The following is a 12,294-nucleotide window of genomic DNA, read 5'->3' as shown; positions in this document are numbered from 1 at the left end:
TTTATTTTCCTTTCAAATAAGGTTTGATTGTCTGTTTGCACCACAGGTAATACACAGCAGGCACAAGCAATAGCGTAAGTAAGATGGAAGAGACCATGCCGCCAACCATTGGGGCAGCAATGCGTTGCATGACTTCGGAACCAGTTCCTGTTCCGTACATGATGGGTAATAGGCCGACGATAATAGTGGCTGCAGTCATTACTTTGGGGCGTAAACGTAATGCCGCGCCTTCGATCATTGCATCCTTCAGTCCGCTCAAGGTAATTGGTTTTTCTGCTTGCTGACATTCATCGAGCCAGTCATCAAAAGCGTGCCGAAGGTAGAGAAGCATTAGCACACTCGTTTCCACAGCAACCCCAGCCAAAGCAATGAACCCAACGCCAACGGCAACCGAAAAATTAAAGCCTTGCCAATAAATCAACCAGATCCCGCCAATCAAAGCCAACGGAAGCGTCCCCATGATGATCAGCACGTCACTAAACCGACGGTGGCTCAAATAAAGCAGTACCACAATGATCGCCAGTGTTAATGGAATCACATAGGAGAGCTTCTCTTTAGCCCGAAGCATGTACTCATATTGGCCGGACCAAGTAATCGAGTAGCCCGGAGGCAAAGCAAGCTCTGAAGCAACGATTTCACTTGCCTGCTCGACATAGCTACCAATATCTACATCTTCCAAGTCAACGTAGGTCCAGCCATTCAGTCGGGCATTTTCACTTTTGATTCCTGGAGGACCATCTTCGATATAAACATCGGCAACATCACTCAGAGCGATCCGTTGATTAGACGGGGTTACGATCGGCAGCAGAGCAATGCTTTCGGGTGAATCACGATAGGTTTGGGGGTAGCGCAAATTGACCGGGTAGCGCTCAAGTCCTTCAACGGTTTGAGTCACGTTCATCCCGCCGATTGCTGTCGCTACGACTTGTTGCACATCAGCAATGTTTAATCCATAGCGAGCAGCCTGCGCCCTATCAATATCAACTTTGATATAGCGCCCTCCCGCGACCCGCTCGGAATAAGCAGATGCAGTGCCAGGCACATCTTTAAGTATTTGTTCTAACTGTTGGCCAATGGTTTGGATTGTATTTAGTTCCGGTCCCGCGATTTTAATGCCAACGGGTGTCTTGATGCCTGTCGCTAACATATCGATGCGAGTTTTGATGGGCATGACCCACGCATTTGTTAACCCAGGGAACTGAACTAAGCTATCGAGCTCTTGTTTAAGAACATCGGTTGTTACTCCTTCTCGCCACTCTTCTTTCGGTTTCAACTGAATAAAGGTTTCAACCATCGTCAAAGGAGCAGGATCTGTAGCAGTATCAGCACGACCAACCTTACCAAAGACATTCTGCACTTCGGGAATAGTTCGAATCAGTTTATCGGTTTGCTGTAGCAGCTCTCTTGCTTTGCCAATCGAGACCCCCGCGTAAGTGGTTGGCATGTACATTAGATCGCCTTCATCCAGAGGAGGAATGAATTCCGTGCCAATTTTATTGACCGGCCAAAAGCCTATAGCGGTGATCAAAATCGAAACTGCGATGGTCGATTTGGGGTATTTCAGTACGCCGTTTAAAAGCGGCATATACAAAGCCATCAGGATACGGTTAACTGGGTTTTTGTTCTCAGCAACAATTTTGCCGCGAATGAAATAGCCCATCAGTACCGGAACCAAGGTAATGGCCAGAGCAGCAGAAGCTGCCATTGCGTAAGTTTTTGTAAAGGCCAATGGAGAAAACATCCGCCCCTCTTGCGCTTCAAGAGTAAATACCGGAAGGAAGCTAACGGTAATAATCAATAGCGAAAAGAACAGTGACGGGCCAACTTCAATTGCAGCCTTGGAGACAACTTGCCAACGGTTCTCATCTGTCACCTTCTCTTTTTCCATGTGTTTGTGCATGTTTTCAATCATCACGATCGCGCCATCGACCATTGCGCCAATTGCAATTGCAATGCCTCCTAACGACATGATGTTGGCGTTCAAGCCCTGTAAATGCATCACAACAAAAGCGGCTAATATGCCCACTGGGATAGTAATAATGCCCACCAATGACGAGCGCACATGAAAGAGAAAGATCAGGCAAACCAATGCGACAACAATGAATTCTTCCAGTAGCTTGTGCCAAAGGTTGTCCACCGCTCGCTCTATTAACCCAGATCGATCATAAACAGGCACTATCTCTACACCTTGGGGGAGGCTGGGTTTGAGTTGCTCTAAACGACTTTTAACGGCCTCAATTGTTTTTTGTGCATTCTCGCCAAAGCGCATTACAATGACACCACCGACCGTTTCACCTTCGCCATTCAGCTCAGCAACCCCTCGTCGCATTTGTGGCCCTAATTGAATATCTGCAACATCTCTTAAAAGCAGTGGAGTGCCTTGCTGACTAACGCCCAACGGAATGTTGTTTAAGTCGTCAATGCTTTGAATATATCCGGTCGCCCGAACCATATACTCAGCTTCTGAATTCTCGATAACCGACGCGCCAACCTCCTGGTTTCCTCGTTGAATAGCGGTTTGAATCAGGCTAAGGGGAATACCAAAGGCACGGAGCTTATCGGGGTCAACTTTGACTTGGTACTGCTTAACCATGCCGCCGACAGTTGCTACTTCAGAGACCCCAGCAACAGTCTGTAGCTCATACTTTAGAAACCAGTCTTGGATGGAGCGAAGTTGTGATAAATCACGCTGGCCGGAGCGGTCTATTAGCGAGTAGATGTAAACCCAGCCCACACCTGTTGCATCAGGACCAAGTTGCGGCTTAGCGGTACTTGGTAAGCTCGGAGCAACTTGACTCAAGTATTCTAAAACTCTACTTCTGGCCCAATACAAATCGGTATCATCGTCAAAGATCACGTATACATATGAGTCCCCAAAGAACGAAAAGCCTCTCACAGTTTCAGCACCAGGCACCGACAGCATGGCGGTTGTCAATGGGTAGGTAACTTGCTCTTCAACAACCTGCGGTGCTTGGCCTGGGTATGACGTTTTAATGATGACCTGAACATCAGAGAGATCAGGAATCGCGTCGATCGGTGTTTGCTTGATTGCCCATAGTCCTCCCACCACTAATATCAGCGTCATGAGCAGTACCATGAACCGGTTGTAAATCGACCATCGGATAATGGAAGCAATCATTGCTGTTCTCCACTCTTAGCCTTGTTGGAATTAGAAGCAGAACCTGAATGCTGACTATGATCCATGCCTTCATGCCCGCTGTGTTCCATGGTTTGATGCTGGCTACGATCCATGCCTTCGTGGTCACTGTGATTCATGGATTGGTGCTGGCTATGAGCCAAGCCTTCGTGGTCACTGTGATTCATGGTTTGATGCTGGCGATGATCCATGCCTTCGTGGTCACTGTGATTCATGGTTTGGTGCTGGCTATGATCCATTTCTTTGTGGCCATTGTGTTCCATGGTTTGATGCTGGCTATGATCCATTTCTTTGTGGCCGCTATGCTCTCCCGCAGAAGTCGAAGAGCGGTCTGGTCCCGAAGAAATAATGTGAATGCCCTGAATGCTGTATGCATTGTTGGCTTCGGCGATTTCGAAATGCAGGTGTGTCTCAGGCGTCAGCAATTCAATGTCTACTACCTCAGCAACACCGAACTTCATTGTCATAGCGGGCCACTGCCACGCATCAACAGGCTCGTGTTCAACCGTTACTTCTCTATCGAGAGGGTTAACCGACTTCACAACACCTTCAGCCCAAACCGTTTTCGCAAGTGCAGTATCAGCCGATGACATCCGTAAAAAATCTGAACTAATGCTGGATTCAGAATCGAGCAAAAACTGTGAAGAAGAGACGATGGAGTCTCCTTGCTGAACTCCGGCAATCAACTCCGCTTGCTCCGAGTCAATGCGGCCCACTTGAACTGCAACAGATTTGTATTTTCCTTCTCCCATAGCGAGAACAACTCGATCTTGCGAGCCTGTTCTTATGAGCGCTTCCCGAGGCACTATCAGGGTATCTTTGTCAGAATCTGCGTGAATGGCGACTTGAGCAAACATGTTCGGTTTTAACGTCTCGTTTTTATTAGCAAACCTGAGACGAACTCTGGCAGTTCGATTGTCTTGATCGAGCATTGGGTAGATGTAGTCGACACGCCCTTGCCACTCTCTTCCTGGCGCGTAGTCCAATGTCATCGAGACCTTGTCACCCACATTGACTAAGTTAGCTTGTCTTTCGAATAACTCTGCCGTAACCCAAATTTCATCCAGAGGCCCCACTGACAAAATTGTCTTGCCGGGCTTGACGAAGAACCCCTCATACACATCGAGATTGGCAATTACACCCGATTGAGGTGCCACAATTGTTACCGTCCGAGACACTGCTCTATTCTCGACAACAGCTTGTATTTGGGATTCGGGAACCTGCAATGCTCTCAGGCGCTCTTTAGCGGACTTGATGAGTTTTGTACTTTTTCTATCTAGAGCAAGAAGAAGTTCTTCTTGAGCATTGACGAGCTCTGGCGAATATATCGAAAATAGCGGATCCCCCTGAGTCACTCGCTCACCTTCAACTTTGACGAATAACGTCTCAAGCCAGCCTTCAACGCGAGGGTGAACGTGAACTAGCGCATCCTCGTTGAAGCCTACGTAGCCAACCGTGTTAATTTCCGAATGGAAAGGTTGGTGACTCACGTTGATTACTCTGACGCCTAGGTTGTTTTCAACTTCGGGAGAAATGGTCACTGTTCCGGGACTATTTGCACCTTCGCTGTCTGCATAAACAGGAATCAAATCCATTCCCATTGGAGACTTTCCTGGTTGATCTCTTCGGTAATTGGGGTCCATAGGCGCAACCCAATAGAGCGGTTCATCAGCCGCGCTTTGATGTTGAAGAGTTAGCGTCGGACTCAACACATGGTAACCAGCGGCACCTAACACAACACCCACGGTTATTGTTAGTGATGTTTTGACAAAAGTATTCATTAATTCAAATTCCCTTAAATAACTTCACCGGCTAGTAAGTAGTTGAGCTGCACAACCTTTTTCAAACGCTCGACTTGAATTTGGCTAGCTTCAATCTGAGTGTTGAGAACAGCAATGTATGCACGCATGACTTCTGCAAAGTCTCCACGATCAGCGGTGTAAGCATTCAAAGCTGAGTCGGCCTGCTGATTGGTTTGCTGCAACAACTTTTGGCTGTATTGAAGTTCACGTCGTTCTAATCGGTTGATTTGAGCAGTGAGCGATTCAAATTCGGCGCTCAACTTTCGCAATAGCAGTTGGCGTTCGGTTTCAACGGAGAGTGCTCGATAGCGAGCAGCATCGACTTGCTTGTCTTGGCGAGACTCGGTGAAAACAGGCAAATCAAAAGTGACCCCTACTGATAAAAAATCAGCGCGACTGTTGCCGTAAGGATCATCTTGACGATAACCATAGCTTGCGGTCAGTCCCCACTCTGGTTTGTAACTTTGCTTAGCTATTTCAACATCGGTATTTGCAATTTCTCGTTGTTGCTCAATACCTCTTACTGTTGGATGCTTGGCCAGCACTCGTGTCAACGCACTTAATTCTCCAGCTTTGAATACAGCTAGTGGTTCGATTTCAGGGGCGTCGATCGTTAGCGCATTTGCTATTGCTTCAGGTGGTAACCATTCCAATAGCAATTGGAGATTAGTGTCGAATTGTTGTCGAATTCTTAATACGCGCTCATCTAAACGAGCCAGCTCCAAGTCGGCTCTAATTAAGTCCTGCTGGCGAGTGTTGCCTGCAGCAGATGTGTACCCTTTTTCGGTTACATCAACCAATTGCTCGAACAAATATCGATTGTTTTCGATTAAATCTGCAATATGTTGAGCTAGCCATGCGTCTAGGTATATTTGACTGACGAGTGAAGTGACTTTGGCAGATCTAACTTTTGCAGCAATTAACGTAAGCTCATTTTTTTCTTTTCCCTGCTCACGTCGCAGCTGCAGTGTATCCCCTCGGGGAAACATTTGACTCACGCCAACTTTCAGCTGCGTCATACCTTCTTGGTCGAAGTTGAAAGTGTCCGTTGGAATATTTGCTGCGGAGATGTTTATTCTCGGATCAGGCAAAGAGCTTGCGGCAGTCGCCTCACTCAAAAATGCTTGCCCATTGAGTTTGTTTCCCTCTTGCCAAATATCGCCAGATAGCGCCAGATTGACAGCTTTAGCCAACGATAGTTTGGTTTCTTCAGCCCAAACTCCTGAGGTGTGAGCCAAGGGCAAAAATGAAGCAACTACCAGCGCACACAGGCGCAAGTTACGATTTCGGTTCATCATGTACGGGCCTCTATAAGCCAAATGATTAAATGTACAAATAGGGTTGTGCTGCACTCAAAGAGCACAGTTGATTGGGGTGTTCGGAACTATGTGGCTAATTCAGCAGGCGCTGAATTGTCAGGAAGATGGGGGGGTATCCCGATGTGGGTACTATATGACGCTTTGGTCGAAGGATTGGTTTAGGTCGCACGATGAATAGCGATAGCATTAGTGCCAATACAACAACAACGGCAAGCGTTTGGAAGTTATCTGTTTTAGAGTTAACCAGTTTGGTTATAGAAAAATCATCAGCATTGTCACCACAGCATCCGTGCTCCGAAGCAGCAGGGTCTTCCGTAGTCATGGGTTGGTGGCGCGCATGGGAATTTGCTTCTGTGAAAGCAATATGCTCGGAAGTGCTGACTTGAGAAACGGTATCATCATGAGCAAACAGATTTGAGCAAGTCACCGTGACACAAAATATAAACCACACAGACAGAAGCGCTGCCGTGCGATAGTTGTATTTTTGTAGACGCAATAGTGACATTGATCGGATTGCTAAAATGAACGTTATAAGATGCATCTTAGACCCTTCCCTAAGGGTAAGGTCAATAATAGTTTTAAATTTTTTCTAACGAAATGTTAATCCACTCACTTGGTCAATGAAGCTAAAATTGAGCATGTTGATTTTTCATTGTTCTCACATCGACTAGCCAACGCAATCAAGTGTTCTTTGATGTGTTCCAACTGAGCTTGTTGCTTTTCAATAGCTTCAACTTTTTGGCAAATAAGCTCATGTACGTCTGCACTATGACGTGCTGGGTTGTTGAACAGCTCAATCAACTCCCGACACTCGTCAACAGAAAAACCTGCGGCTCTTGACCGATGAATCAAGTTGAGGATCGGAAGCACTGAATCGTCATAGCTTCGATACCCGTTTTGCTGTCGAGCTGGCTTTGGGATTAAACCTACATTTTCATAATATCTGACGGCCTTAACCGTCAACCCTGCTTTTTCTGCCACTTCGGAAATTTTCATTGTACTGACTCAAACCTTGACCTTACTGCAAGGGTAAGGTTTAAGCTATTCAATAGCAACACTCATTAATAAAGGTCGTGATATGAAAATGTTTGCCACTTGTGCTCTGCTCGTAGCCATTGTTTTGCTGTACTTGAGCGCCGGTATCGTACCAATCGCCGCTTTAATCCTTGTTGCATTAATTGCGCTTGTTTTCATCAAAACAGCATCTCAGGGCCGCGACTGTTGTCAAACTAGCAGCTCAAAGTCCAACTGCTGTTCATCTAAGGAGGAGTTGTAATGTCCTTATCTCCAAGCCGGCCTAAAGCGGGTTCGACGCCCAACGGTGAAATTTGGTTATCGGTCACTGGGGCTAAATGTGCCAGTTGTGTCAGTAAAATTGAACAAGCCCTTATTCAAATCGAGGGTGTCAGCAATGCCCAAATGAACTTTGCTGACCGGACCGTTGCCGTAACCGGAAATGCTAGCGCAGAGCGGCTTATATCAACCATTGAACAAATCGGTTACCAAGCCAAGAAATTCGATGAAGATAATTTGTTAGATTCTCAATCAGCGCAGGAGCAACAAGACATATCTACGTACCGCAGCCGTTGGCGACATGCAATCCTGGCCCTAGGGCTTGGTTTCCCCCTGATGCTTTATGGACTGCTCGGTGGTGATATGTCGATTCAAACTCAGAGCCAGCAGTTCATTTGGTTGCTGATTGGGCTAGCGACCGGAGGAGTTCTTTTTGCCTCTGGCAAACACTTTTTTGTAGGTGCATGGAAATCGCTCCTCAATCATACGGCAAGTATGGATACCCTAATAGCATTGGGGACAGGAACGGCTTGGCTTTATTCCATGGTTGTTGTGCTTTTCCCTGACGCTATTCCGTTGGCCGCGCGCCATGTTTATTTCGAAGCTTCAGCCATGATCATTGGTCTAATCAACGTAGGCCTGGCGCTAGAACTTAAAGCTAGAGGCTCGGCCTCTTCTGCGATTAAAAAGTTGATCGGCTTGCAAGCGAAAACAGCAAGAGTCTTGCGCAAAGAGGTAGAGTTAGATATTCCCATAGAGCATGTTTTGGCTGGCGATCTGATCCGCATTAGGCCGGGAGAAAAGATTCCGGTCGATGGGAAAATCATAGACGGAAGATCTTCTATTGATGAGTCCATGCTGACCGGCGAGCCGATGCCTGTCAGCAAGGAGTCGGGCGATCGCGTATCTGCAGGCACTATTAACAAAAATGGGACGCTTGTTTTTCAAGCGACGCATGTTGGTAAAGAAACCGCTCTTGCGCGAATCATTCACATGGTTAAGCAAGCTCAAGCCTCTAAGCCTTCAATTGGTCGACTTGCCGACTCGATCTCATCGTATTTCGTGCCTGCCATCATGATCATCTCAATCGTCTCTGCGCTTGCTTGGCTCAATTGGGGGCCGGATGGAGCACTGAGTCTAGCCATTATCTCCGCTACAACTGTGCTTATTATTGCCTGCCCCTGCGCATTGGGTCTAGCAACTCCAATGTCGGTTATGGTTGGCGTTGGCAAAGCAGCAGAGTCCGGCGTTTTGATCCGCAACGGCGAAGCACTGCAAACAGCCTCACAATTAACCACCATGGTATTGGATAAAACCGGAACCATCACCGAAGGCAAACCGCAAGTGACGGATCTCAAATTGTTAGGTGACTTGGATGAATCGCAGGTTTTAACTCTATTGGCAAGCGTTGAGTCAGGTTCAGAACACCCTATTGCCGAGGCCATATTGAGCGCAGCTCAAGAAAAAGAGCTTTCTTTAAGCCCGGTCGACCAGTTTGACTCAATTGATGGGCATGGCGTGAGTGCCAAGTCTGTCGGTAAACATATTCTGATTGGCAACGATAAGCTGATGAATCGATTTTCCATCGAGTATGAGGCCCATGCGATAGCAACCAAAGAAATTGCACAACAGGCCAAGACCCCGATATTTGTTGCTATAGATGGAAAACTAGAAGCCTTAATCGCAATTTCAGACCCAGTAAAAGCAGACTCTCTAAGCGCAATTCAGCGTCTTAAAACTAGTGGTCTTAGGGTCATCATGATTACTGGTGATAACCAGCACACAGCTCAAGCGATAGCTTCTCAAGTCGGAATTGATGAAGTATTCGCTGAAGTTCTGCCAGAAGGAAAAGCACATGAAGTTCAAAAGCTACAGCAAGCCTTTGAGGTTGTAGGAATGACTGGAGATGGGATTAACGATGCTCCAGCCTTAGCACAAGCTGATGTTGGTTTTGCTATTGGTACAGGAACCGATATAGCAATCGAAAGCGCGGATATAGCACTGATGCAAGGCTCTTTGCACGGCCTCGCTGACGCCATTAATATCAGTAAAGCAACGCTCAAAAATATTAAGCAAAACCTATTTGGAGCATTCATCTATAACGCTGCGGGGGTTCCAATCGCCGCAGGTGTTTTGTATCCGTTTTGGGGAATACTGCTGAATCCAGTTATCGCGGGAGCGGCAATGGCTCTTTCATCTCTCACCGTGGTTAGCAATGCCAATCGCCTGCGTTGGCTTAAACGAAACATGAAGGGGGCTTAGCAGCATGACCACCATCAATATTATCGGGCTTGCTATCATCTTACTAATCGTTTGGTGGTTCTGGCTTTATCGTCCTAAGCCCGCTGTTAAATTACAAAGTAACCTAGTTATTACCGTCGAGAATGGGGTATACACACCAGCTTTTATTCAAATTAATGCGATGCAACAATCTCAACTCACTTTTCATCGTAAAGATCCGTCCCCATGTGCAAGCTCTATTGTTATTCCGGCAGCAGATTTTTCTGTTGAGCTTCCATTAAACAAGTCGGTGAGCTTAACATTACCGCCACTTGCAAAGGGGGAATATGAATTTCATTGTCCGATGAAGATGTATCTAGGAAAAATCCGAGCTGACTAGCCACCTATGGAAAAATAACCTCGCACTCCCAAACTTGAACTTGGGAAAAACAAACCAGTTCCCCTTTGGCCATTCAGCTGAATGGCCAAAGCCATTGATAAGCTCAAAACAAAGCAACAGCCCTAAAAAGAAACCCACCGAAATTGGTGGGTTCTTATTTTCTGCTTGTTCAGCAGGTTTGGTTGCTTTCTTCCTGACCTATTTTTAGCTGCCTATGCGGCAGGTCACCTCCACAGGCTGGAAGCCCCATCGCTCATAATTTTATTAGCTGCCTATGCGGCAGGTCACATACCATGCCCGGATTGTTATCGTGAGGTATGCTTTTTAGCTGCCTATGCGGCAGGTCACTATGAAAATTAGTCAGCAAAGCCTTGAATATCAAGTTGTTTATTGAACAAAGGGTTAGAAAAAAAATTGTTTGCAAGATCAAATAACACTCTGATTTAAAGGAACAAATTAATATCCTAAGAAAAAAGGGTTAAATCGATATTCGGTACGCTTCCCTGCCATCGCTGATTGGTTGCCAATCCATAAGAGTTGAAACCAGCGACGTTAACCTCAAGAGCATCTTGCTTTTGTACATGCAAAACAAACTCTTGTTGTGAGCATTTGCTTTCAATGGGTATGCAGTGAAAAAAATCGAACTCTCGCTCTTCTGAAGCTTTCGGTGTGTAACTATCGCTGCCACTCCGCTCAATAGCCCTGTTCATTCGCCTCCGCTTCGATGCAACAAAGGTTTTAGCAATAGTCTGGTTTCTCACAAAGCGTACTTCAGCCAACTGTTTTGGTAACTTTTTCACACTAGACATATTGAAAAGCCCTTCCTCTTTCATCATCGAGAAATACGGCTGGTAGCTTAGACCGACTAGTTCTTTCTCTGAAGGACCGACAAAAGCGATGGCTTTGCCAACCGACTGAATCCCCCAGAGCGGGAATGCAACACCAATGGAGTTTGCTGCGTTTTTATTCGCATTTAAGAAACCATGCAACGTTTTGATGCACCGGCCTGCAAGCAAATTGCAGTCGCCAGACTCAGGAATAAACTCAACTACAAAGCCGTAGCGGCAACTCATGCCTTCCCCTTAGCTGCGCCGTTGAATACGCCAGCTTTGACCAAAACAGCCATGATGAAATGCACTTCGTCTGGGATTTCATTTCCCTGTTCCAGTTGTTCAACCCAGCGCTCGGACCGCCCGACAAGCTGGTAAAAATCATTCCCATTTTTAGGGTGTCTGCGGGCAATCACATATTCTCTGTCAGCGCCGTACTCATTCACTCTCAAACGCTTATCCGCATTTGGCTGCCACCAGTCATCTATCATTTGCAACGCAGCGCCTATCTTTTGCGCATGAAAGGCAACGGTTTCTTGTCCGTTGAGCTGGGTCTTTGCCAACTGCTTTGTGGGCACACCATCTTGCTTTGAATCAACGAACTCTTGGCTGGGATAAATTTCATCACCTCCGCCTACTGCTAGTTTGGCGTTTACATCAAGGTAATAAAGAGACTTTGGATCGGTGAGGCCTTTTTCGATGAATGTTTTGAGGTTTTCTAGCGCGTCTTGTGCTTCCCCCTTCCAAGAGCTTGCCCATTGGAGGCTAAATGCGTTTGAGATTGTTATGACTCGGTCGTCGTTCGTCAAAACCTTAATATCTAGTGAGCGGCAGGTGCGATTACGCCACAGCCATGTTCCCATGAGTATGTTCTTCGCTATCCTCTTGGCTATCTGGCCGTAGCCTCCGCGCTGTTTATAGAGCTCAGCGAGAGCAGTTAAGGTTTGTCTAGTTTCATCAAGAGCACACACGTTGGGCTTCAGGGAATTAGCATTGATACGCAGTGAAAAGTCACAATAAATCTCAGAAACCCTTGGCGGCACATAACACTCTTCAATGAACTGCGGGTTCGAATAGGCCAGATCTTGCGGTGCCGTATCCTTAGGTTTCATGCCTTTGGGTTCAAAGCCCTCTGAAAAACCAGATTTTGGCGCTCTAATACGAGTTCGATCGACACCGATAGGCTGTTCTTTGCCATCAACGAGATAATAAAAATATGCCTTCCCCGGAGAGAGCGAGCGACAATAATTCAGCTGGGAGCACAATTCCATAG

The 12,294-nt window shown here is 46.6% G+C and carries 9 protein-coding genes; 2 read left to right on the top strand and 7 right to left on the bottom strand.

Going from position 1 to position 12,294, the window contains the following annotated elements; genetic code table 11:
- Position 1 precedes the first annotated feature (1 nt).
- The 5 genes from IC617_RS03075 to IC617_RS03055 all read right to left on the bottom strand — a co-directional run bounded on the left by IC617_RS03075 (position 2) and on the right by IC617_RS03055 (position 7,274).
- On the bottom strand, positions 2-3,139 hold the full coding sequence (locus IC617_RS03075) for an efflux RND transporter permease subunit (RefSeq protein ID WP_191143512.1): 3,138 nt from the start codon (positions 3,137-3,139) through the stop codon (positions 2-4).
- Positions 3,136-4,938: an efflux RND transporter periplasmic adaptor subunit gene (locus IC617_RS03070; protein ID WP_191143511.1), complete on the bottom strand. Its 1,803-nt coding sequence runs from the start codon at positions 4,936-4,938 to the stop codon at positions 3,136-3,138. The genes IC617_RS03075 and IC617_RS03070 overlap by 4 nt, the downstream gene beginning before the upstream one ends.
- A 14-nt stretch (positions 4,939-4,952) precedes the next feature.
- Positions 4,953-6,257 (bottom strand): TolC family protein, encoded by a 1,305-nt coding sequence (locus IC617_RS03065; protein ID WP_191143510.1) that lies wholly within the window; start codon positions 6,255-6,257, stop codon positions 4,953-4,955.
- Between the two features lie 94 nt (positions 6,258-6,351).
- Positions 6,352-6,783 (bottom strand): hypothetical protein, encoded by a 432-nt coding sequence (locus tag IC617_RS03060; RefSeq protein ID WP_191143509.1) that lies wholly within the window; start codon positions 6,781-6,783, stop codon positions 6,352-6,354.
- Between the two features lie 104 nt (positions 6,784-6,887).
- Entirely contained in the window at positions 6,888-7,274 is a 387-nt protein-coding gene (locus tag IC617_RS03055; protein WP_191143508.1) for a MerR family DNA-binding protein, read from the bottom strand.
- A 279-nt stretch (positions 7,275-7,553) separates the two neighbouring features.
- On the opposite strand from IC617_RS03055, the gene IC617_RS03050 reads away from it, so the two are divergent.
- Together IC617_RS03050 and IC617_RS03045 are read left to right on the top strand one after the other, a co-directional pair.
- Positions 7,554-9,833 carry a heavy metal translocating P-type ATPase gene (locus tag IC617_RS03050; RefSeq protein ID WP_191143507.1) on the top strand — a complete coding sequence of 760 codons (2,280 nt, stop codon included), beginning with the start codon at positions 7,554-7,556 and terminating at the stop codon, positions 9,831-9,833.
- A 4-nt stretch (positions 9,834-9,837) separates the two neighbouring features.
- A complete protein-coding gene (locus IC617_RS03045) occupies positions 9,838-10,191 on the top strand; it encodes a cupredoxin domain-containing protein (protein WP_191143506.1) in 354 nt (117 codons plus the stop codon).
- A gap of 464 nt (positions 10,192-10,655) precedes the next feature.
- On the opposite strand, the gene cas6f is transcribed toward IC617_RS03045, so the two are convergent.
- Both cas6f and csy3 read right to left on the bottom strand, forming a co-directional pair.
- Positions 10,656-11,264 carry a type I-F CRISPR-associated endoribonuclease Cas6/Csy4 gene (gene cas6f / locus IC617_RS03040; protein WP_191143505.1) on the bottom strand — a complete coding sequence of 203 codons (609 nt, stop codon included), beginning with the start codon at positions 11,262-11,264 and terminating at the stop codon, positions 10,656-10,658.
- Positions 11,261-12,292 carry a type I-F CRISPR-associated protein Csy3 gene (gene csy3, locus IC617_RS03035; RefSeq protein WP_191143504.1) on the bottom strand — a complete coding sequence of 344 codons (1,032 nt, stop codon included), beginning with the start codon at positions 12,290-12,292 and terminating at the stop codon, positions 11,261-11,263. Before csy3 ends, cas6f begins: the two co-directional genes overlap by 4 nt.
- Positions 12,293-12,294: the final 2 nt, after the last annotated feature.

This window comes from Neiella litorisoli, assembly GCF_014773395.1.
Classification (GTDB): Bacteria; Pseudomonadota; Gammaproteobacteria; order Enterobacterales; family Neiellaceae; genus Neiella; species Neiella litorisoli.
This window is presented reverse-complemented; position numbering and strand designations above follow the sequence as displayed.

Excerpts from the sequence above, each read along its gene's own strand:
- IC617_RS03060 (WP_191143509.1), bottom strand. The coding sequence starts at position 6,783 with ATGTCACTATTGCGTCTACAAAAATACAACTATCGCACGGCAGCGCTT.
- IC617_RS03075 (WP_191143512.1), bottom strand. The coding sequence starts at position 3,139 with ATGATTGCTTCCATTATCCGATGGTCGATTTACAACCGGTTCATGGTA.
- cas6f (WP_191143505.1), bottom strand. The coding sequence starts at position 11,264 with ATGAGTTGCCGCTACGGCTTTGTAGTTGAGTTTATTCCTGAGTCTGGC.
- IC617_RS03045 (WP_191143506.1), top strand. The coding sequence starts at position 9,838 with ATGACCACCATCAATATTATCGGGCTTGCTATCATCTTACTAATCGTT.
- IC617_RS03070 (WP_191143511.1), bottom strand. The coding sequence starts at position 4,938 with ATGAATACTTTTGTCAAAACATCACTAACAATAACCGTGGGTGTTGTG.
- csy3 (WP_191143504.1), bottom strand. The coding sequence starts at position 12,292 with ATGGAATTGTGCTCCCAGCTGAATTATTGTCGCTCGCTCTCTCCGGGG.
- IC617_RS03055 (WP_191143508.1), bottom strand. The coding sequence starts at position 7,274 with ATGAAAATTTCCGAAGTGGCAGAAAAAGCAGGGTTGACGGTTAAGGCC.
- IC617_RS03050 (WP_191143507.1), top strand. The coding sequence starts at position 7,554 with ATGTCCTTATCTCCAAGCCGGCCTAAAGCGGGTTCGACGCCCAACGGT.
- IC617_RS03065 (WP_191143510.1), bottom strand. The coding sequence starts at position 6,257 with ATGATGAACCGAAATCGTAACTTGCGCCTGTGTGCGCTGGTAGTTGCT.